The sequence below is a fragment of the Paenibacillus sp. JZ16 genome (genome assembly GCF_015326965.1).
Taxonomy (GTDB): domain Bacteria; phylum Bacillota; class Bacilli; order Paenibacillales; family Paenibacillaceae; genus Paenibacillus_AQ.
Genome location: NZ_CP017659.1, coordinates 3,812,509 through 3,833,839 on the forward strand (window position 1 = coordinate 3,812,509; position 21,331 = coordinate 3,833,839).

18 protein-coding genes and 1 pseudogene are annotated in these 21,331 nt (G+C 50.3%); all 19 read right to left on the bottom strand.

Going from position 1 to position 21,331, the window contains the following annotated elements; genetic code table 11:
* A complete protein-coding gene (csaB, locus tag BJP58_RS17425) occupies positions 1-1,245 on the bottom strand; it encodes a polysaccharide pyruvyl transferase CsaB (protein WP_194544967.1) in 1,245 nt (414 codons plus the stop codon).
* Positions 1,221-3,239: a DUF5693 family protein gene (locus BJP58_RS17430; RefSeq protein ID WP_194539932.1), complete on the bottom strand. Its 2,019-nt coding sequence runs from the start codon at positions 3,237-3,239 to the stop codon at positions 1,221-1,223. Before BJP58_RS17430 ends, csaB begins: the two co-directional genes overlap by 25 nt.
* Before the next feature lie 119 nt (positions 3,240-3,358).
* The gene (locus BJP58_RS17435; RefSeq protein WP_194539933.1) at positions 3,359-5,077 is read right to left on the bottom strand and encodes a phospho-sugar mutase; all 1,719 of its coding nucleotides are present in this window, start codon (positions 5,075-5,077) and stop codon (positions 3,359-3,361) included.
* A gap of 45 nt (positions 5,078-5,122) precedes the next feature.
* A complete protein-coding gene (gene fabZ / locus BJP58_RS17440) occupies positions 5,123-5,554 on the bottom strand; it encodes a 3-hydroxyacyl-ACP dehydratase FabZ (protein WP_007133270.1) in 432 nt (143 codons plus the stop codon).
* Between the two features lie 502 nt (positions 5,555-6,056).
* Complete coding sequence (locus BJP58_RS17445; RefSeq protein ID WP_119846156.1) at positions 6,057-6,257, bottom strand: DNA-directed RNA polymerase subunit beta; 201 nt, start codon at positions 6,255-6,257, stop codon at positions 6,057-6,059.
* A gap of 9 nt (positions 6,258-6,266) precedes the next feature.
* Positions 6,267-7,091 (bottom strand): flagellar hook-basal body protein, encoded by an 825-nt coding sequence (locus BJP58_RS17450; RefSeq protein WP_194539934.1) that lies wholly within the window; start codon positions 7,089-7,091, stop codon positions 6,267-6,269.
* 67 nt (positions 7,092-7,158) lie between these two features.
* A complete protein-coding gene (locus BJP58_RS17455) occupies positions 7,159-8,040 on the bottom strand; it encodes a flagellar hook-basal body protein (protein WP_194539935.1) in 882 nt (293 codons plus the stop codon).
* Positions 8,041-8,214: 174 nt separating this feature from the next.
* Complete coding sequence (locus BJP58_RS17460) at positions 8,215-9,213, bottom strand: rod shape-determining protein (protein WP_063479709.1); 999 nt, start codon at positions 9,211-9,213, stop codon at positions 8,215-8,217.
* Positions 9,214-9,408: 195 nt separating this feature from the next.
* Entirely contained in the window at positions 9,409-9,693 is a 285-nt protein-coding gene (gene spoIIID, locus BJP58_RS17465) for a sporulation transcriptional regulator SpoIIID (protein WP_009594246.1), read from the bottom strand.
* A 263-nt stretch (positions 9,694-9,956) separates the two neighbouring features.
* Complete coding sequence (locus BJP58_RS17470) at positions 9,957-10,697, bottom strand: M23 family metallopeptidase (protein ID WP_113061586.1); 741 nt, start codon at positions 10,695-10,697, stop codon at positions 9,957-9,959.
* Positions 10,698-10,901: 204 nt separating this feature from the next.
* Positions 10,902-12,512, bottom strand: coding sequence for a stage II sporulation protein D (gene spoIID, locus BJP58_RS33675; RefSeq protein WP_233354679.1), 1,611 nt, complete (start codon positions 12,510-12,512; stop codon positions 10,902-10,904).
* Positions 12,513-12,832: 320 nt separating this feature from the next.
* Positions 12,833-14,178, bottom strand: a pseudogene (gene murA / locus BJP58_RS17480) (UDP-N-acetylglucosamine 1-carboxyvinyltransferase).
* 499 nt (positions 14,179-14,677) lie between these two features.
* A complete protein-coding gene (locus BJP58_RS17485) occupies positions 14,678-14,932 on the bottom strand; it encodes a DUF1146 family protein (protein WP_194539936.1) in 255 nt (84 codons plus the stop codon).
* Between the two features lie 643 nt (positions 14,933-15,575).
* Positions 15,576-15,980: a F0F1 ATP synthase subunit epsilon gene (locus BJP58_RS17490; protein ID WP_100540954.1), complete on the bottom strand. Its 405-nt coding sequence runs from the start codon at positions 15,978-15,980 to the stop codon at positions 15,576-15,578.
* A 99-nt stretch (positions 15,981-16,079) separates the two neighbouring features.
* A complete protein-coding gene (gene atpD / locus BJP58_RS17495; RefSeq protein ID WP_194539937.1) occupies positions 16,080-17,480 on the bottom strand; it encodes a F0F1 ATP synthase subunit beta in 1,401 nt (466 codons plus the stop codon).
* A gap of 118 nt (positions 17,481-17,598) precedes the next feature.
* Positions 17,599-18,459: an ATP synthase F1 subunit gamma gene (gene atpG, locus BJP58_RS17500; protein ID WP_194539938.1), complete on the bottom strand. Its 861-nt coding sequence runs from the start codon at positions 18,457-18,459 to the stop codon at positions 17,599-17,601.
* A gap of 269 nt (positions 18,460-18,728) precedes the next feature.
* On the bottom strand, positions 18,729-20,243 hold the full coding sequence (gene atpA / locus BJP58_RS17505) for a F0F1 ATP synthase subunit alpha (protein ID WP_194539939.1): 1,515 nt from the start codon (positions 20,241-20,243) through the stop codon (positions 18,729-18,731).
* A gap of 18 nt (positions 20,244-20,261) precedes the next feature.
* Positions 20,262-20,807: a F0F1 ATP synthase subunit delta gene (locus BJP58_RS17510; protein ID WP_071218870.1), complete on the bottom strand. Its 546-nt coding sequence runs from the start codon at positions 20,805-20,807 to the stop codon at positions 20,262-20,264.
* Complete coding sequence (gene atpF, locus BJP58_RS17515; RefSeq protein WP_100540959.1) at positions 20,804-21,292, bottom strand: F0F1 ATP synthase subunit B; 489 nt, start codon at positions 21,290-21,292, stop codon at positions 20,804-20,806. The genes BJP58_RS17510 and atpF overlap by 4 nt, the downstream gene beginning before the upstream one ends.
* Between the last annotated feature and the right edge of the window lie 39 nt (positions 21,293-21,331).

Below are 21,331 nucleotides of genomic sequence, written 5' to 3' on the forward strand. Positions count from 1 at the left end.
TCATCCTCTATGGCGTAAATATTGGGCAATGTGGCGTGCAGGCAGCGCAGCCTCTTGTTTCAATACGGATATCTGCTCGCCGTGCTCCGCCTTCCATGCCGCTGCATCGTCTAACAGCTTCAGCATCTGATCCTTTAACGCATCTGCGTCAAGTGATTCACTGCTTCCTGCAGGTTTGCTGCCCAGCCGCTTCAAAAAGTGATTGATTTTCGGATCATAGGAAATTCCGAGCAACGGCACACGCTGATTCGCTGCATAGATCAGGCTATGCAGACGCATGCCCAGTATCATATCACAACGACTAACCTCTCGCAGCATGTCCTGCGGCTGCTTCTCATCACGATAGAAACTGATAATCGAACCATTCTTGGAAATATCGCCAATGCCGCTAGCAATAAACTGCGAAGCCTCAAGATCATCCGGCTGATGAAAAGGGAGAAAGCGAAGATGTACCGGACGATGTGCGGCTAATGCCTTTAAACCTTCCGCAACAGCCTTCAGCTCTTTGCGTTCCGGATGCCAATATCGAACCGAAATACCGATAACCGGCAGAGATCCTTCCCCTTCCGTTTCGCGATTGGATAATGAGGACTGCACTAAAGGTTCTTCGAATGATTCACAATGTTCTTCTATAGAAGAAACTGATGCGGCATCGTTCTCTTCTAACCCCGATCCCGGGTTGAAATCAAGCTGAACATCCTCCCCCTCTGGCAGCGGCAAGCCCATCACCGGATCGGGTACGACGTGAATGGCTTCCCCTGATATTCCCATCGACTGAAGCAGTTCACCTGACTGAATGTCACGCACCGAGATGTAGGTGCATTTTCGGAAGATCGAGCGAATCATCGGATAAAACAGCTTACGGTTAACCGGACCTACGCCCTGCGCATAAATAAACGTCGGTTTACCAAGCCACTGCGCGATCTTGAGGACGCCCAGATAATACGGGATCGTCTTTGGGCTGGTAGCGTCCTGCAGCAAGCTTCCTCCACCGCTGATCAAACCGTCGCTGTCCTTGATTGCCTGTCGAACTTCTCCCAGCTTCATCCGGTGTATGGACTTTACCCCATAGGCAGCCGAAGTCCAATCCGGGTCAATGGAAAGTACCACGGGGTTGATATCAACTCCCGCAGCCTTTCCTTCCTGTTCCAGGGCGGTCAGGATGGATTTCAGGACCGCTTCGTCACCGCTATTGCTAAATCCGTAGTATCCGGAAATGACTATTGTCTTAGAAGTGGAGACCATCGTTTCCAGATCCTTTCTGCCACTTGCCATACCAATATCGCGATCAATCCGATAATCAAGCCGAGTCCAAGACCCAGTACAACGCGAATGGCCGAAATATAGAGTGGCGTGTGAATATGCGTGAATGTTCCGACCATCGACAGCTGCCCCATTACACCGATAATGAGCAGATAAACGGCATGACGGTATTTAAATGACAGGAACACGCCGAGTACCATCATTGGATGGGCAAGCAAGAACTCCTTATTACGCGGACGTACGCCAAACGTATTTTCCAGGAATGTACGGAATGCCATTTCGATCGACGACACAGAGCCTGCATTACCTGTACGAGTGAGATAGTACCAACCGACAATAGCCACAATACCGGCTGCGATAACCCATGTCAGCGAGATCGGTGCTTTAAGCAGTTTCAGAATAGAGCTATAAGTAGATCCCCCTCGGTACAGAACCACGTAGATTGCAATGAGTCCTATCGGCGCTGCAGCCAGCAAGCTCACGCCGCGGAACTGATCCAGAACGAGCATATAGGTCACATTATTCAATAACGCAACAACGATCGGTACGGCTGCAAGCGACAAGATCGTGGTCTTTATCAATAGTACGATCGAATGGGTGACTCTTCTGCCAGAACTCATGTCCGGTATGCTCTGCTGCGTTTCATTGACTTTGCGAATCGCCAGAATGACGGCAACCGTTGGAGCACTGATCGCCGCAAATAAAGCCAAGGCCTGTTCAAGCAAGGTCGGCTTCAGAAAATACAATCCGGCACTGCCCAAAAGCCCGATCAGGAAAGCGGCAATCGTAAGGAACGGAATGTAATAGGAAATCATGAGCGAAATCAGAGCTATGGCTCCGACGACAGCCCCAAGCTTGAAGTAACGCTGCAAGGAAGAGTCGGTCACCTTAAACGGCTCTGCAGGACCCATGGTGAAGCCATTGTCCTCGATCTGCTTAATGGCCTGACCTGTACCTGTCAAACTGTCAATCAAATTATCCAGCGGGTGAGTAACGGATGCCTTGGTCATATCTCGGCTCGGCTCCGCGTTTAAATAGAACATTCGAATGTTACGATCTTTGGAAGCCAGAGCAAAACGGTCTCCAATAACCTCAGGCTCCAGATTAGCATCCCGCTCGCTTAAGGAATAAATACGGGTTACGTTGTAATCTGTTAAATAAGCAAGTTTCGTAAATCCTTTTTGAGGACGCTTGATATTCTCAATCGCCACGAGGCCGATGCCATGTTGGTTCAAAAGCTCGCCAAAGGAATCCAAGCTTTTCATGTCTGCATCATCATTGAAGCCTCTTGCGGAATCACCTTCAAACAAAATTCGTTTTACGCCGTTGTCCGCGAAGTACGCCATCAGCTTCTCCATATAGGCCTGGTCATACGGAAGACTGTCCGACAGACGCGGTACAATATTAAAGCCCTTCTCTCGCAGCATGCTTATGGTAATAGGGTCTGGAGACAGCGGCTTAATCACCGCGTTGGAACGCGGAGTTTCCAGCACCAACCCATCCACTCCACGATCGAACTGCCAGGATCTTACCGGAATACCCAATCTCGTGTAGGTTTCTTCGATAATGGGTTTAATTAAAGTCGCGCTTTCCTCGTTCAGGAATGAAACATACGTAAAATTCTCGTTCGGGGAGATCGTCGTACCTGTCAGATCAGCGACCTGCTGCCCGTCATATACCGATATTCGCCGCGATTTCACCAGCTCGTCCAGCGTGCTTTCATAAAGCGCCATACTGATTACGCCGGCTTCTTTCAGGCGATCCAGCTGCTCAGATACAAAATCCTGCGGCTTGGATTGATACGCCGCGACATCCAACAAATCCCGATAATCAAACACCAGCTCTACATTCTTTGATGTTGATTCTGTTTGCAGTCGGTCATAACCTACCGGCAGGGCCGCTGCAACGCCAAGAACAACCAGAATCCACAGCCACTTGCGGGCTGCTGTGTTCCAGCGTTTCCAATTCTGAACCACGAAAGTACCTCCTCATTGAACCTATGGAAATTTACGATGGAGGGCAACAGCTCTTAGGGGCCTTGCAGCAACCATCGTAAATTCCCTTCGTTCTCTTCTCTCATTCAATGTATTTATGTTTAAGCGTCTACCCGGGCCATGACTGGAGCCGAGAGCGATAGAATTTTGCGATTCGCATCGGCGAGGGATTCGCCGCGCACGGCAAAATACACTTTGATCTTCGGTTCGGTACCGGAAGGTCTCAGGCAGAACCAAGATCCGTCATCAAGCAGATACTTTAACACATTTTCCTTCGGCAACCCGTCCAGGCCTTCGGCATAATCAAGCACCTGCTTAACCGGCACGCCTCCGACTTCCCCTGGCGGATTATCGCGCCAATCGGACATCTTCGCTTGAATCTGGGCGACGCCATCCTTACCCTTGAGCGTCCGGGATTCCAGTGTCTCGAGGAAATAACCGAACTGCTCATACAGCTCCTGCAGGACATCGTACAGTGTCTTGCCTTGTCCTTTATAATAAGCGGCTGCTTCGCATATGAGCATCGAGGCCAATACGGCATCCTTGTCGCGGGCATAATTGCCAGCCAAATAGCCGTAACTCTCCTCATAACCAAACAGATACGTATGGCTGCCGGACTCCTCGAACTGGGTCATTTTCTCACCAATGTATTTGAAGCCTGTCAATGTATTAAAGACGGTGGCACCATAATACTCGGCAATCGCCGCCCCCATCTCACTCGTTACGATCGTCTTGATAACCGCACCATGATCAGGCAGCTTACCCGCTTCCTTCAATTGCCCCAGCAAATAGTGGATCATAATCGCGCCGGATTGATTGCCTGTCAGCACGACGTATTCGCCCTGGCTATTCTTCACGACAGCCCCCATACGATCCGCATCGGGATCCGTCCCGATCAAAATGTCAGCTCCCACTTTCTCGCCCAGCTTCATCGCGAGGGTAAAAGCTTCCCGCTCCTCCGGATTCGGGGATTTGACGGTGGAGAAGTTAGCATCCGGCTCGGCTTGCTCCGGAACAACATGAATATGCTTAAAGCCAATGCTCTTAAGCACGCGCTCTACGGGTGCTTGCCCTGTTCCATGTAACGGCGTGAATACGATATGGATATCTTCGCCCAGCTTGGATTTGATAAGATCCCGGTTCACGCTGACACTCGCCACCGTATCCGCAAAAGCCTGGTCCTCCGCTTCGCCCAGCCAAACCAGCAGGCCTTGAGCCTCTGCATCCGCTTGAGACAGCCTCTTAACCGCAGAGAAGGAATCCACCTCCTGTATCCGGGCAATCACGTTCTCTGCTTCGTCCGGTACCAGCTGGCCGCCTTCACGGTTGTACACCTTATAACCGTTGTATTCCGGCGGATTATGGCTTGCCGTGATGACAATCCCTCCGGTAGCACCCAAGTGACGCACGCTGAATGACAATTGCGGCGTTGATCGCAAGGATGGATACAGCTTCGCTACAATCCCGTTTCCGGCCAAAACCAAAGCAGCCTCTAACGCAAATTCCGGCGAGAAATGCCGGGAGTCATGGGCAATGACAACAGAAGGCTTGCCCTCCGCGGTGCCGTGAGCCTCCAATATATACTGTGCAAAGCCTTGCGTTGCGCGGCCTACCGTATATTTATTAATCCGGTTGCTGCCTGCACCGATAACACCGCGCAGACCGCCCGTGCCAAATTCCAGATCACGATAAAACCGTTCCTCCAGCTCTTTGGTGTCGTGCTCGAGTGAACGCAGTTCCTGTTTCGTCTCCTCATCTACATAAGGATCATTCAACCAACGTTGTACCGTATCGATTGTTCTCTGACTCATCTCTGACATGAAAAAAAGTCTCCCTTCCTCATCCAAACAAGAATAGTCTGATAATTACTCCTTATCCGCAAGAGCAAACATTATCTCTCCCTCGGCAACTACACGTCCATCCACTGTAGCGGTTGCTTTCCCTTTACCGATCATGCCCTTCAAACGAATGATCTCGACTTCCAGCCGCAGCGTATCACCCGGTACCACTTGCCCGCGGAAACGGAAACCGTCAATGCCCGCCAAAAAGCCCAGCTTTCCCCGGTTGCTCTCTACATTAAGAATCGCGACAGCACCGACCTGCGCCAAAGCTTCCACAATAAGGACTCCCGGCATAACAGCATATTCAGGGAAATGGCCGACAAAAAAAGGCTCATTGATCGTCACGTTCTTGATGCCGACCGCTCGTTTGCCGTCCTCAATCTCCACAATTTTATCGACCAGCAAAAACGGGGGGCGATGGGGAATAATTTCTTGAATCTGTTTGATGTTCAACATAGTATTAAAATCCTCCTTATGTACGTACCCGCCAAGCATAGCGTTTGAAAAGGGTTGTTCGTTCCATTTGCTGCCGCTGTGCCGCTTTCTCAAGCTGCGGGAGGTATTATTACGGCTGTATCATGCTTTCTCTTGAGGTTTTCTTAACGAATTTCAGATCATGTGCATAAAAAGAAGGATCTGCGGAAAAAATGATGGATATCCTTCACCGCTGCAGAAGTGAAGGTTTTAGATAAGGGGCTTTCTCCCATCGGACACTTGTGTACGAGGAGAGGGCCCTTTTACAAGTTTTTTGGGGTCCCCGCAAAGTATTTGGAATAAGCATCGCAGCATAGGCTCCACTTTGTGGGGTTATTTTATATACATCCGTCCATTGTCATGAAATGACAAAGTTAATACGCAAGTCCCATCCCATTATACCGTTTAACCCCAAAAAAAGAAAACTCCCTTAAAGGGAGTTTGGCATCTTATCTCAAGACATTGTGTTCACCTTGACCTCTCGTCACGGTGCAAAAATTAAATCAAAAACATGCTTCCATGTGCCCCATTCAAACACTTCACCGAGCTCCTGATCGCCGAGAACAACATATCCGAAGACCATGCCTCCGAATAATGCCAATACGAGCAATACAGGAATCATGATACGGACAGCGATTTTCCATCCGGATGTCTTGGATCGTTTTTTGGCGTTTGATTCACTCATGATGCCCACCTACCCTCGCATTGTGTTGGCAAGGTTCATCATGGTATCGCTTGAACTAAGCGCACGTGCCGTCAGCTGGTAGGCCCGCTGAACTTCCATCATTTTAGTCATTTCATCGGTCAAATTGACATTCGATTGTTCAATAAATCCGGAAAGCACCTTCGATTTCGGAGGCTCGCCCGGAGCCGACGGTGTTAAATCGAACACATCGCCTTCCGTCAATCCGCTTCCTACGACGAACAGGTTATCGCCAACAGCGACCAAGCCCTCCGGACGCTCAAGCTCAACCAGCTTCAAGGTTGCATAAGGAGCCGTTCGACCCGTTGGGGTCTCCACGATAATCTGCCCTTTCTGGTTAATGGCAACTTTCCCCTTGGCCGGAAGCGAGATTGGATTATTGTTCACGTCAAGTACAGGATAGCCTTGTGAATTGACCAGCAGCAGGTTGTTTGGGTTCCGGGCATCCGGAGATACATGAAATCCGCCTTCGCGGGTATATCCAATCGCGCCATCTCCCTGAACGGCAAACATGGCTTGTCCATCAATCATCAGATCGAGCGGATTACCGGTTTCCTTCATGGCCCCCTGCTCCATGTTCTGCACGACGGAAGATAGTCTCATGCCATACCCGAGTGTATAGCCAAGCGGTGTCGCGCGGCCCGTCCGGTCGAAATCCTTGTGATGCCGCTGAACCTGCGTCAGCACATCTTCAAAGGATCCCTCCTTTTTCTTATAACCAGCCGTATTGACGTTTGCTATATTGTCCGCAATGACATCCAATCGCTGTTGGAGGGCATTCATCGACACCATGGCGCTAATCATCGAGTTGTTCATCACTTACCTCCCGTGGGCTCACATTTTCATACAGCAGTTGTGCTGCCTGCCTACTTACAAACACAGCTTAGACTCGGCCGATCTCATTGACCGCCTTCTCCAGCGTTCTGTCGTAATACTGAACGATTTTTTGGTTTGTTTCATACGCGCGCAGCGCAGCTGTCAATTCAACCATCGATTGCGTCGGATCCACGTTGGACCCCTCGATGAATCCCTGGCGGATGACTCCGTTATCACCGGGTGCCATAAAACGCACTTCCCCGTCCGGATCGGCCATACGGAACACGCCATGACCTTCACGAATCAGTCCATGAGGCTCGCTCACGATGCTGACTCCGAGAATGATGCCTGTCCCATTGCCTTCTGCGTCCATGATTTCTCCTTGCTCATTCACTGTAAAGTTACTCGCCGAGCCTGTCAATACAATCGGTCTGTTATTGTTATCCAGTACCTGATAGCCGCTCTCGCTCAAGAGGCTGCCATTCGGGCTAACCCGGAAGCTGCCGTTACGGGTATAACGGGTATCCCCATTCTCATTCTGAACCGTAAAAAATCCTTCCGGCCGGTAGATCACCTCGCCGTTCTCATCCACGTATCTGCCGGAAGCATCAAATGGATAAGGTTGGCCCGTTGCCGGATTCTGTACTGTAAATGAGGATACCAACGCAAAGTCTGTTGACTTGCCCGTTTCACGGAGCGCGCCTTCCGTATAAAGCGATATGCTCTCCTCAGCGTAAACACCCGTGTTGAACTTACCCAGCTTCCGCCCCGCATTCGTCGAATCATTGCCGCCGATCATGGAGACAAGAACTTCAGGGAACGAACGCTGTACGCTGTTGGTTGCCTTGTAGCCTGTCGTGTTGACGTTAGCGATGTTCTGCGTCACCGTATTATGTCGCTGCTCCTGAGTCATCATCCCCGAAGCGGCTGTATATAGACCTCTTAACAATGAAGGCACTTCCCTTCCAAAATAGATGCGTGAATGGCCGCTGCGCTGACCGATTGTATCTCCAATCGCTGCTGTTCAGCATGACCATTGTATAAATTGCAGACCTATGTAGCTGCATCGTATGGATACAGATTGATAATCCAATATCACGTTTCTATTATCTATATCGGAAGGTTAGAACTTTTTCTTTACGACCTTGTCCAAATTATCCAGCATAATTCCCGTTCCCTTAACCACACAATGCATCGGATCCTCCGCAACAAGCACCGGCACCCGCAGCTCGTCCGTTAACAGCTCGTCCAAACCATGAAGCAATGCGCCACCGCCGGTCAATATGACGCCGCGATCGATAATGTCCGCTGACAGCTCCGGCGGGGTCCGCTCCAAAACGGATTTGGCTGCGAGTACGATCGATGACACCGGATCCCACAGAGCTTCCTGCACCTCTGCCGAAGACACCGTTACGGTAAACGGCAGTCCCGATACCATATCGCGTCCGCGAATATCCATCTCAGCTTGTCTACCGCCTGGACGAACCGTTCCGATCGCTACCTTCAAATCTTCTGCCGTCCGTTCCCCGATCAGCAATTTATATTTATGCTTCACATACTTCGTGATCGCCTCGTCGAACTTGTCCCCCGCCATTTTAATCGAAGAAGCGGTGACCACATCGCCCATGGACAGGACGGCCACATCTGTGGTGCCGCCCCCGATGTCCACAACCATGTTACCGCTCGGCTGGAAAATATCCATCCCTGCGCCAATTGCCGCTGCCTTCGGTTCTTCTTCAAGGAACACATCCCTTGCGCCGCTGCGCTCAGCCGCTTCCCGGATCGCCTTCTGCTCTACCGAAGTAATGTTGGTCGGTGCACAGATGAGGATTCGGGGCCGGCTGTGCCAACTGCGCGCGCCCACGCGATCAATAAAGTACTTCAGCATCGCTTCCGTAATTTCGAAGTCGGCGATGACCCCGTCCCTCAGCGGGCGGATCGCCGTAATGTTGCCGGGAGTGCGCCCGACCATGCGCCGTGCTTCCTCACCGACGGCAAGGACTCGTTTGGTGTCGGTCTCAATAGTGACAACGGAAGGTTCGTCTAACACTACCCCCTTCCCCTTTACGTGAATGAGCACGTTCGCCGTTCCGAGATCGATTCCAATATCCTTGCTCAACATCATGAAAAGCCCCCAAAGTGTTATTTTATGGTAAAAGAGTCTGTTCGCTGTACCGAACCATCCTTCGACATAATCTAGCAATCGATGATGATCTTCGGCAAAACAGGTCCCATATTTCGATCCTATACCAGCTTTTAACATATCATACTTTAGGGGAGGGATTCAACGTCAATCTAGTGACCTAAGCCCTAAAAATCAGGATTTCGCCGTGGCCACCGGTTCGCGGTTGCTGCCGGTTTTTTTGTACTTGATCTTGGTAGCTTCTCCGCCTCTCAGATGGCGGATGGATTTGTGGTATTCGAGAATGTGCTTCACCTGATCCGCCAGGTCCGGGTTGATCTCCGGCAGACGTTCGGTTAAGTCCTTATGCACCGTGCTCTTCGACACGCCAAATTCTTTGGCTATAGTTCGAACCGTATGCCTCGTTTCCACGATACAGCGTCCGATCTTAATGGTCCGCTCTTTGATGTAATCGTGCACGCTCCCGCCTCCCTACTGTGTGGATAGTTTGGTACATTATATGAGGGGCATGACGGGATATTCTCGGTTTCAAGGGGTGACAAGCTTACTTGGACCCATTTATTTTCTGGACATGCCCGTGACGGACAAGTCTAAAATGTCCAAAAAACAAGGCCCGGCAAGGGTTGGACTTGCCGTCCAAAACCGCAACAAAAAAAAGACAGGATCACAAGATCCTGCCCTCTTCAAGTGCGCGGTGGGCGCATGGCTACAAAGAAATGAAATTATTTTTGCGGAAGCACGCTCACAGGGTTGACCAGTTTCCCGCCCTCGTACACTTCGAAGTGCACATGGTTGCCGAGATCCTTCTCAAGCTCACTGCGCCCGGCAGTCGCGATGGAATCGCCCTGCTTCACTTCAGCGCCTTCCTTCACTTTCACTTCGTTCAAGCTTTGGTACACGGTTTTCGTGTCACCGGACGTAATTTCCACAACGTTGCCGTTAACCGGATGATTCTCGACCCGGGTCACTTTACCTGTCAGTGCGGCACGAACTTCAAACATCGTGTCATCCGCAGCAGCCAAGTCGATTCCCATATTCGGCGTAAAGGTGTCATTATACTGCACCATCGCCTCTTGATGCGAATCCGGGTTCGTCTCGTCAAAGTAAGGCTTGACGATACTTACCGCCACGTCGTCGGCTACAGGCCAGATCATCGATTGCGCGTTGGCCGTCACTTCTACAGCTTCTCCGTCATTGCCTTCGGTTGCAGCAGGCTTCTCCGAGCCTTGAACTGAATCCGATACGGTTGTTGCTTCCTCTTGTGGGTTCAGCGTCTTTTGGCTGGCGTCCTGGTAGACCCACACGAGGGTTAGTATAATTGCCGCTGCTGCTAAGTATGCTGCCGGGAACACCCACCGTTTGGATAATGCTTTCTTCCACGAAGATGACGGTACCGCCGAATCTCCTTGCACAGTTTTAGGAGTTTCTTCGTGGGGTTTACTATTTTTGTTCTGTTCATTCATTTGCAATCACCTCAGTAACCATTGTTACCGGGGGCAACTCTTTTATACGTTATCTAACTATTATTTTTTTGAGAGGTTGTTCAAAAAGTCGTCTTTTGATCACGAAGTGAATCAAGAAGTAGTTCGGCATCGAATCTTGAATTCAGCCGGGCCTTCCAGTGCTCACGTACCCAAAACGTACGCTCCGCTCCTCAGGCCCTAGCTTCATTCACCCTTCTCGGTGCTGAAAATCCGACCTTTTGAATTTCCACTTAAAGAGAGAAGATTTGAAGTTTTGTCAAAAGAAATATTCGTATAGTAGTGCGCCAGAATCTCTTTCGCTTCATATCCTTCTCGGGCCATGCCCTCGGCCCCGTATTGGCTCATGCCCACGCCGTGACCGTTGCCGTAGGTCGTTATCTCAATCTCGCCGTCTTTCATATGAAGGGTGAATTGGCTCGAACGAAGCCCCAGCTTCTCTCTCACCTCGCGACCGGTGAACTTCTTGCCGCCGACCCGTACGCTCTCAATTCGATGACCTTGCGTATACGAGAGTACTTTCAAAAAAGAAGCTCCCCCATCCCCGCCTGCCGATACCGGTACGGCTCCATCCGCCAGACCAAGCTTTCCTATGAATTCCGAGCGGGGCATCGTGATCGTTGTCTTGTACTTCGGTGAAATCTGTTTATCCCATGGACTCTCCACACTGCGCAGGTAGGGAATCTCGTTCTTCCAATAATCCTCTGAATTTTCGGTATAACCGTTACTGGTGGAGAAAAAAGAAGCGGTAATCGGCTGACCCTCATACGTCATCACCACTCCTGCCGTTTCCTTTACCGCTCGCTGGAGCTTCGCCAGCTCGGCTTCCTTCCCGAGCCGCTGCCATTCCTTCGTCAGTTCGTCTTGGGCGATGTAAGCCTGGTGGCTGACCGTATCGGTCACCACGGCCTTGCCGTCCGGCACGCCGCTGCGGTCGCCGGAGGCCAGCCGCTGCACGATATAAGTCCGCGCCGCGATGGCCTGGGCCTTGAGTGCCTCCAGCTGGAACTCGGCCGGCATCTCGGCGGCCAGAACGCCGACGAGATATTGTTCCAGCGGCAGTTCCTCCACGGTATCCGTCTTGGTTACGTAGACGGATACCGTGGGCTCTTCCGCCGCCTGCGGCTCGGCGGAAGGCAGCGGGGCAGGCCCCGGCGGAAGCGGCTCTGGTGCGTTGTTGCCGGGGGCAACCACCAGCAGAGGCAGCGCCAGCGCCAAGGCCAGCAGCACCGCCACCGCCCAGACGGCAGGGTGCACCCGCACCCGCCGCCTTCCGGCGGCCGGGCGCCGCGAGGCAAAGCCGCGGCGCCCCCAGCGCGCAGGCCGCACACGGAACGTGCGGCCGCCGCGCGGCACGCGGCCCGCTGCCGCTGGCGCCAAGCGCTGCGGCTCGGCCGCGGAATGCGGGCCCTGCGGCATCGCCGCTGGCCCGCCGGGGGCTGGCGCGGCGCCGTGCGCAGGCGCGCCAGCGGGGCTTCCGGGCGGCGGCGTATGTGCCGCCCGCGTGCTGTGGCCGGACTGGCCGAAGGCGTCCGGCGCTCTCCCCGGGCCGCGGTGCCCGCGCGGCCCTTCCTGTATATCCTTTTTATCCGGATTAGAATCATGGCTATGTGCTTCAGTCGATCCGGCTTTCTTCTCAAGTTCTCCTGGAAAGTCCCACTTCAATACGGGAGCAGCCGATCCCTCGGATGGTACCCGGTATGATTGAGAATTCCCTTCCTTCAAATCGTCTCTTGAATCAATCGCTCTTTTTTTTCCTGCAGAATTCACATTCACCCGAACCTTTGAATCTTTCATTGCACTTCCCTCCTGTGCCTTTTCCCCTGGTATATACTCTTGTACATGTTCCTGCACGCTCTACTTATACTTATGAGACACGCGCATTTGATAGAACTATTCTAAGAGAAAGGACAAAGTCACATGGATGAAGAACCCAGTCACTGACTGCAAGCAAGCTGGCAAAGAGTCTCCCAGTCAACCGGAAACTCAACATAAGAGAATGAATGATAGCCTATGGTGATGCATTACAAAAAGAAGGAGCTTCGCCCTTATCGGCAAAGCTCCTTCTCCTATACTCTATTGTGGTCTATCCTGAGTCGCCAGATCCATCCTGTTGTTTACACCCAGGTAGGTTGAACTTTGAAAACTTTTGCGTCTTCTGTTTCGCCTGCCACTTTTTTCGAAACCTTCTCCGAGCTCTGGTCCTCCGTTGAAATACGCCAGATATCCGCGCCAAGTCCAGACAGCTTTTCCGCTAAATGAACATAACCGCGATCAATATGCTGTACGCCGCCAACTTCGGTAGTCCCTTCCGAGACGAGCCCGGCTAATATCAAGGCAGCCCCTGCACGCAGATCCGTTGCGGTTACTTTGGCTCCTTTAAGCTTAGCTCCGCCCGTAACGATCGCAGAACGTCCCTCAACCTTGATCTCCGCATTCATCAGCTGGAATTCATCCACATGCATAAAGCGGTTCTCAAATACCGTTTCCGTAACAACACTTGTACCCTCGGAAACCAGCAAAAGCGCCATCATCTGGGACTGCATATCCGTTGGGAAGCCAGGATAAGGCAAGGTTTTCACATCAACCGACTTTAATGGTTTGTCAGCGATAACACGAATCCCATTTTCGTCCGGTTCAATGGTAATCCCCATCTCTTCCATCTTGGAAATAACCGGTCCAAGGTGGTCCGCAATGGCTCCTTCCACATATACATCCCCGCCCGTGATCGCAGCTGCAGCCATGAAGGTGCCTGCTTCAATCCGGTCAGGAATCACGTTATGCTTGACGCCATGCATCTGCTCAACGCCCTCGATCCGAATCACACCCGTGCCCGCACCGCGAACTTTGGCACCCATCGCATTCAGGTAATTCGCTAAATCGACAATTTCCGGCTCTTTCGCCGCATTTTCGATTACCGTGATTCCTTCAGCCAATGTAGCAGCCATCATAATATTTTCAGTAGCACCTACGCTGGCAACGTCCAAATAGACCTTCGCCCCACGCAATCTGCCATTGCTTTTAGCTTCAATATATCCTTGTCCGAGGCTGATCTCTGCCCCGAGAGCTTCAAATCCCTTTAGGTGTTGGTCAATGGGTCTTGTGCCGATAGCACATCCCCGGGAAGCGAAATCCGGGTTCGTCCACAACGTGCCAATAAAGGCCCCATGACCAGAAAAGACGCCCGCATCTTCCGCACCCATTCATAAGGCGCTTCACATGTCGTTATGTGCTCTGCATTCACACGTATCACTTCATCCTGATATGTAATGCCCGCACCAAGCGACTCCAATACTTTACTGATTGTAATTACATCGTCAAGAGGAGGCGCGTCAATAATAACACTTTCCCCAACTTCCCCTAGTAGAGAGGCAGCGATGATCGGAAGAACTGAATTTTTTGCTCCGCTGACTTTGACGCTTCCGGTCAGTCTTTTGCCACCGCGGACGATAAATTTGCTCATCATGGTTTCCCTCCGCGTCCATAATTTTCCTGATTGCGTGTGTTAGTGATTAGTTGTTGCTAATTCCCTAACTTTCATCTTAACATTAGAGATTTCCGCTAAACAAGCGATTTTCGAACTATTTATGACATCTGATTCGGTGTCCACATCAGGTTTCAGAAATCCATGATGCCACCTTATGAAGCATCTGTTATCCGCAGTATGGACCTACGAAAGGTACCATGACCGACCAGCACTTGTCAATGCATAACAATTACCGGGTGAACATTATAGTCCGGAAGTCATACCGTCCGCCCGATCAATTTCTTATTTTAAGTGTTAACATAATAAAATGCGTTTATTCGACATCTTCTCTCCAAGCAACCTAACAGAGATATAACCATTCATGCCGCAATTAAAACAGACGAGTAAAATATCGCCAAACACATAACCATCATGCAACAAATGTTTGATTACTAGCTGCAGCACCTCGTGTTATGTATGACGCTCATTCTCTGCGTTAAAACATATATCGGATCATTTGACTCCATGTAATATAGTCAATTAGGAATTCAGCCACGAATCGTCCAAGCACCACCGCCAGCAGCAAATGCAGCAGCTTTCCCTGCGGCCCTTTTGGATGACGGACAATCAAATCCAGCTTCAGTTGTTGTAATGCCCACCAAGCCAGTGCGATACAGATCAGCGAAATGACAATAGACAACAACCCGTTAACACCTACAGCACTGATTGAATTAGATAAATCCTGGTTCATACTCCCTCCTCCTTCATAAATTATCCTGCCCTTTCAGGACCGACTCTTCTATAATACTTGGCTGGAGGCTAAGAATCCAGCACTTTCTATACGACATTTCCTCGGAAATAATAAAGTTTATCGACAACTTCCCAAAACGATCATGTATGCGCTATTAGATGAAGTCTAAATTTCCATTTATTACACTTGAAAAATACATCCAGTAGCCAGAATCATAGTATAGTTTTATATCTCGAACTTCTATTTATACCGATGATATAACAAAAAAATGCCCAGTCTTTGAAAATAATAAGGTTCACAGACCAGGTATAGCTGAATAGGGGCACGAAAGATGAATATTTATGCATCAAATAAATCTATGCCTCTGGTCCTTTCTATGAGTAATCGATGCCTGTGGACCCAGTAATGCCACCAATCAAAGTTGTATATCATCAGCCCCATTGTCCCAATAGAATATCCACCCTATATGTGATTTAGGATGTGAGATAGACATATAAGATCCCCTCCTTCTCCTTTTAATGCCGGGTAATACACCTTAAATCGAGCACTTTCATAACAAATATGGGTTTTCAACTCCTAGAATAGAGCACAAAAAAAGACAGCTTGGCTGTATCATTACAGCAAGCTGTCTTCGTTCACCTTATTAGTTCCGCGTCACTTTAATCCGGTTCATCGCTCTTTGCAGAGCCATTTCGGCGCGACGATGGTCGACTTCATCTTGTCTTCCCTTCGCATTCAGGCGGGTCTCAGCTCTTTCCTTCGCGGCTTCCGCACGCTCCAAATCGATTTCTTCCGCTTTCTCTGCGCTTTCCGCCAGGATGACAATCTTATCTTTACGGACTTCGACAAAACCGCCTTGTACCGCAAACGGGGTTCTCTGGTTGCCAATCTTCACATAAACTGGCGCTATCTGAAGCGGCGTAACGAAGGAAATATGACCTGGCAAAATACCCAGCTCTCCCTCGACCCCACGCACCGTAACACTGTTCACCTGCTCAGAGTAGACCAGGCGGTCCGGCGTTACGATTTCCAACAAAATGGTGCTCACTTCCATCCCTCCTCACCGTTTTCCGCAGAAAACTCGCGCAGCAGACCTCACAGTCTCACTAGAAGCACTGTTCCGGTCTGCCGATCACGGAGCGTCAGCTTACAATGTTTTTGCTTTTTCAACTGCCTCTTCAATCGTACCTACGAACAGGAAAGCCGCTTCCGGAAGGTGGTCATGCTTGCCTTCCAAGATCTCTTTAAAGCTGCGTACAGTTTCTTTAACCGGTACATATTTACCCGGGATGCCGTTAAACTGCTCGGCAACGTGGAAAGCTTGGGAAAGGAAACGTTGAACACGACGAGCACGTCCAACAATCGCTTTATCTTCCTCGCTCAGCTCATCCATACCGAGAATCGCGATGATATCTTGAAGCTCGTTATAGCGAGCCAAAATTTTCTTAACGCCTTGAGCAACATTATAGTGCTCTTCGCCCACGATTTCCGGAGCCAAGATACGGGAACTGGATGCAAGCGGATCTACCGCAGGATAGATACCCATCTCGGAAATTTTACGCTCCAGGTTTGTCGTTGCGTCCAAGTGAGCAAACGTTGTAGCCGGAGCCGGATCCGTATAGTCATCCGCCGGTACATAGATAGCCTGGATGGATGTAACGGAACCTTTTTTGGTAGAGGTAATCCGCTCCTGCAAGCGTCCCATTTCGGATGCCAGCGTTGGCTGGTAACCTACCGCGGAAGGCATACGACCCAGAAGGGCGGATACTTCGGAACCCGCTTGAGTAAAGCGGAAGATGTTATCGATAAAGAGAAGTACGTCTTTACCTTCTTGATCACGGAAATATTCCGCCATCGTCAAACCAGTCAATGCTACGCGAAGACGGGCACCCGGAGGCTCGTTCATTTGACCGAATACCATCGCGGTTTTGTTGATAACACCGGAATCACTCATCTCGTGGTAAAGGTCATTACCTTCACGAGTACGCTCACCTACGCCGGCAAATACGGAAATACCGCCGTGTTCTTGGGCGATGTTGTTGATCAATTCCTGGATCGCAACGGTTTTACCTACGCCGGCACCACCAAAGAGACCGATCTTACCGCCTTTTTGGTATGGAGCAAGCAAGTCGATGACTTTAATACCCGTTTCAAGCATTTCTGCTTGCGTAGAAAGCTCATCATAAGCAGGAGCTTCACGGTGGATCGGGTTATTAATTTCGGATACTACGGCACCTGCATTATCGATCGGCTCACCCAATACGTTAAATACACGGCCAAGTGTAGCGGAACCTACAGGGACCGTAATCGGTCTGCCCAAATCCACGGCTTCGATACCGCGAACGAGACCATCCGTGGATGACATCGCGATACAACGAACCAGATTATCACCCAAATGATTGGATACTTCCAAAGTCAAATCAATCGAGCGGCCGCCTTCCAGCGTAGCTTCAATCTTGACAGCATTAAAAATCTCGGGAAGATGACCGCGCTCAAATTCAATGTCAACTACAGCACCTGTAATGCTGACAACGCGTCCTTTTTTCATTGATTCGTTTTCCCTCCTACCCGCTCACCTCTAGCGGTGAACGATGATCGTAAAAGCGGCTTATTCATGACATGGCCGCATATCCGTTAAATACTAAGTTAAGAATTCGGACCGTGCATTATTGCTGAGCGTTTGCTCCGCCCACAATCTCGGAAATTTCCTGCGTAATGGCAGCCTGACGAGCACGGTTGTAAGTAAGGTTCAACTCGTTGATCATCTTGCTTGCATTCTTCGTTGCAGCTCCCATAGCAGTCATCTTCGCACCCAGCTCACTTGCCTTCGCATTCAGCATCGCACTGAAAATCAATGTTTCCGCATATTTCGGAAGCAGTACCTCAAGCACGCCTTCAGGGGACGGTTCATACTCATAACCCGTCAGGTTCTCGGCGCTGCCGATGTTCTCCATGGGCAGAAGCTTGGAGATCTCCTGGAGCTGAGTCAAAGCATTCACGAATTGGTTGTAACACACGTATAACTCATCAATCTGACCCAGCTCGTATTGATGAACCGCCGCGTTAGCGATGGTCTTAATGTCTGCATAGGTCGGACTATCGGATAAATCGGTGAGTTCCTCAACAACCGGAAGTTCACGACGGCGGAAGTAATCCCGTCCTTTACGTCCGATTACAAACAGGCAATACTCATCCTTGGACTGATGGCGTTCTGCGATGAAGTTCGATACTTTTCGCAAAATGTTGGAGTTTGATGCACCAGCAAGACCGCGGTCGGAAGTGATCACCAGATAACCGGTTTTTTTCACTTCACGTTTTTCCAGCATCGGATGGCTGATTCCCTTGGTTCCAGCAGCAATGCTACCAACCACTTCTTTCAGCTTCTCGGAGTATGGAAGTGCGGAGGTTGCCTTCTCCTGAGCTCTTCTCAGCTTGGCGGCAGCAACCATTTCCATCGCCTTGGTGATCTGCCTTGTGTTCTGAACACTCTTGATCTGCCGCTTAATATCACGTAATCCTCTTGCCATGTTTTCACCACCTTAAAGCTTTGGCGAAGCCAAAGCTAACTTCGTAAGCAAACACCTAGCTTTGGCGAAGCCAAAGCTAACTTCGTAAGCAACAGCTTAGCTTTGGCGAAGCCAAAGCTAACTTCGTACGCGTAGACTAAGCTTTGGCTAGGACCAAAGCCGTACCTTTTGTAAAAAATCACTTTGGTCACAGCCAAAGCTACATTCCATATGATGAAAGAGGATGCCGGGCTTACCCCGGCTCCCCTCCTATTACTTACCTGAGGAGCTTAAACCGAAGCGGCAAAGCCCTTCTTAAATTGATCGATTGCCGCTTTCAATGCGTTTTCGTTATCGGACGTCAGATCCTTCGTATCCGTAATGGATTGAAGAATTTCCGGTTTATTGCTTCCAATAAACGCAAGGAATTCGCTCTCGAAACGACGAACATCAGTAACCTCGATATCATCGATATATCCTTTAACGGCTGCGTACAAGCTAACCACCTGTTGTTCAACGGACAACGGCTGGTTTACACCCTGTTTCAGGATTTCCATCAATCTTGCACCACGGTTCAAACGAGCCAAGGTTGATTTATCCAGATCGGATCCGAACTGGGAGAACGCCTGGAGCTCACGATATTGCGCAAGATCCAGCTTCATGCCGCCTGCAACCTTTTTCATCGCTTTGATCTGCGCGGAACCACCGACACGGGATACCGAAATACCGACGTTAATCGCTGGACGCTGACCGGAGTAGAACAACTCAGACTCCAGGAAGATCTGTCCATCCGTAATCGAAATTACGTTGGTTGGAATGTATGCAGATACGTCAGAAGCCTGTGTTTCAATAAATGGCAGCGCGGTTAATGAACCACCACCAAGCTCATCGTTGAGCTTCGCTGCACGTTCCAGCAAACGGGAGTGCAGGTAGAAAACGTCACCCGGATAAGCTTCCCGACCCGGAGGACGACGGAGGAGCAAGGACAACTCACGGTATGCTGCTGCTTGTTTCGACAAGTCATCATAGATGATAAGTGCATGCTCGCCCTTGTACATGAAGTACTCACCCATTGCGCAGCCTGCGTATGGAGCGATGTACTGCAGTGGAGCCGGCTCAGAAGCCGAAGCCGTAACAACAATCGTGTACTCCAGTGCGCCATGACGGCGAAGCGTTTCAACAACCTGTGCTACAGTGGATTGTTTTTGCCCAATGGCTACATAGATACATTTAACGCCGCTACCTTTTTGGTTCAGGATCGTATCGATCGCAACGGTGGTTTTACCCGTTTGGCGGTCACCGATGATCAGCTCGCGCTGTCCGCGGCCGATAGGTACCATCGCGTCGATCGCTTTAATACCTGTCTGCATAGGCTCATGTACGGATTTACGGTCGATAACGCCTGGTGCGCTGCTCTCAACTGGACGGTAGGCAGCCGCTTCGATCGGGCCTTTGCCGTCAAGCGGTTGACCCAGCGGATTGACAACGCGTCCTAGCAGAGCTTCACCTACAGGAACCTCCATAATACGTCCTGTGCGCTTAACCTGATCGCCTTCCTTGATTTCAGAGTAAGGTCCCAGGATAACGACACCGACATTGCTCTCTTCAAGGTTCAGCGCCAGACCGAACACGCCGTTCTGGAACTCCAAAAGTTCCCCGGACATCGCGTTCTCCAGGCCGTACACGCGAGCAATACCGTCACTTACTTGAATTACCGTACCTACTTCAGAGACAGTGATATCGGATTTATATTCTTCAATTTGACTTTTGATTAAAGTACTGATTTCTTCAGGTCTGATACTCAACGTTTTCACCCCTATCTACTATGCTCGTCTATTAAAAGACTTTTCAAGACGTTCCAGCTTCCCGGCAAGGCTTCCGTCATAAAGCTTGTCGCCAATGACAACTTTCAGGCCGCCGAGCAAACTCTCGTCCACAACATTGGTCACCCGGATATTCTGATGTGCTAACTGTCCGAATTCCGAAGCTACCTGTTCTTTTTCCTGATCGCTAAGCGGGTAGGTGGAGTACACAGTGGCGTCCGCCAATCCTAAGCTCGCACCTTGTATCTTCACATAACTGTTCAGCAGTTCAGCGAACATTTCTGTACGCCCTCTGTCGAGAAGCAATTCGATCGTGTTCAATACAGGCTGCGATACCTTCCCTGCCAACGCCTGGCTGATTACGTTCATCTTCACGGACTGGGGAATATTCGGCGTGGAGATGAATTTCTGAATGTCGGCATCGCCTTCAATGGCATGCACAACAGCGCGCAATTCCTCTTCCACTTCCAGACCCTTCTGCTGCTGAGCCGCCACTTCGAACAGCGCCCGCGCATACCGCTTGGCTGCTACTGTATTTTGGCTCATGGTCTGCCTCCTACCTCTTTAAGGTATTGATCCACCAGTTCTTCTTGAGCTTTATCATTCTTTACTTCCCGTTCAATCAGCTTGGTAGCGATCTTCACGGAAACACTGCCGATTTCATTGCGAAGCTCTTCGACAGCTTTCTTCTTCTCATTCTCGATATCACGAACCGCCTCGGATTTCAGGCGAACCGCCTCTTCCTTAGCCTGTTCCATAATTTGCTCTGCTTGTTTGTTGCTAGTTTGTCTGGAACGCTCGATGATTTCGTGAGCATCTTGACGCGCTTGCTCCAGTGCCTTCTTCTGTTCTTCTACATAAGCAGTTGCCTGCTGACGGGTCTGTGCCGCTTCGTTCATCTGGCTCATTACCAGCTCACGACGCTGCTCCATGATGCCGAACAATTTGCTGAAAGCAAACTTCTGAAGCAAAAAGTAAAGAATAAGAAACGCAAGAATAGTGATTACCATATTTTCCCATAGAATTGTCATTGAGGTCACTCCTTTCCATCAACACGAAGTGCGGTGCCT

What these genes read in the sequence shown, in the direction of transcription:
- atpG (WP_194539938.1), bottom strand. Translation starts at nt 18,459, where the DNA reads ATGGCAAGAGGATTACGTGATATTAAGCGGCAGATCAAGAGTGTTCAG.
- BJP58_RS17460 (WP_063479709.1), bottom strand. Translation starts at nt 9,213, where the DNA reads ATGTTGAGCAAGGATATTGGAATCGATCTCGGAACGGCGAACGTGCTC.
- BJP58_RS17485 (WP_194539936.1), bottom strand. Translation starts at nt 14,932, where the DNA reads ATGAACCAGGATTTATCTAATTCAATCAGTGCTGTAGGTGTTAACGGG.
- BJP58_RS17445 (WP_119846156.1), bottom strand. Translation starts at nt 6,257, where the DNA reads ATGAGTGAATCAAACGCCAAAAAACGATCCAAGACATCCGGATGGAAA.
- spoIID (WP_233354679.1), bottom strand. Translation starts at nt 12,512, where the DNA reads ATGAAAGATTCAAAGGTTCGGGTGAATGTGAATTCTGCAGGAAAAAAA.
- BJP58_RS17470 (WP_113061586.1), bottom strand. Translation starts at nt 10,697, where the DNA reads ATGAATGAACAGAACAAAAATAGTAAACCCCACGAAGAAACTCCTAAA.
- BJP58_RS17450 (WP_194539934.1), bottom strand. Translation starts at nt 7,091, where the DNA reads ATGAACAACTCGATGATTAGCGCCATGGTGTCGATGAATGCCCTCCAA.
- BJP58_RS17435 (WP_194539933.1), bottom strand. Translation starts at nt 5,077, where the DNA reads ATGTCAGAGATGAGTCAGAGAACAATCGATACGGTACAACGTTGGTTG.
- atpF (WP_100540959.1), bottom strand. Translation starts at nt 21,292, where the DNA reads ATGACAATTCTATGGGAAAATATGGTAATCACTATTCTTGCGTTTCTT.
- fabZ (WP_007133270.1), bottom strand. Translation starts at nt 5,554, where the DNA reads ATGTTGAACATCAAACAGATTCAAGAAATTATTCCCCATCGCCCCCCG.
- csaB (WP_194544967.1), bottom strand. Translation starts at nt 1,245, where the DNA reads ATGGTCTCCACTTCTAAGACAATAGTCATTTCCGGATACTACGGATTT.
- BJP58_RS17510 (WP_071218870.1), bottom strand. Translation starts at nt 20,807, where the DNA reads ATGAGCCAAAATACAGTAGCAGCCAAGCGGTATGCGCGGGCGCTGTTC.
- atpD (WP_194539937.1), bottom strand. Translation starts at nt 17,480, where the DNA reads ATGAAAAAAGGACGCGTTGTCAGCATTACAGGTGCTGTAGTTGACATT.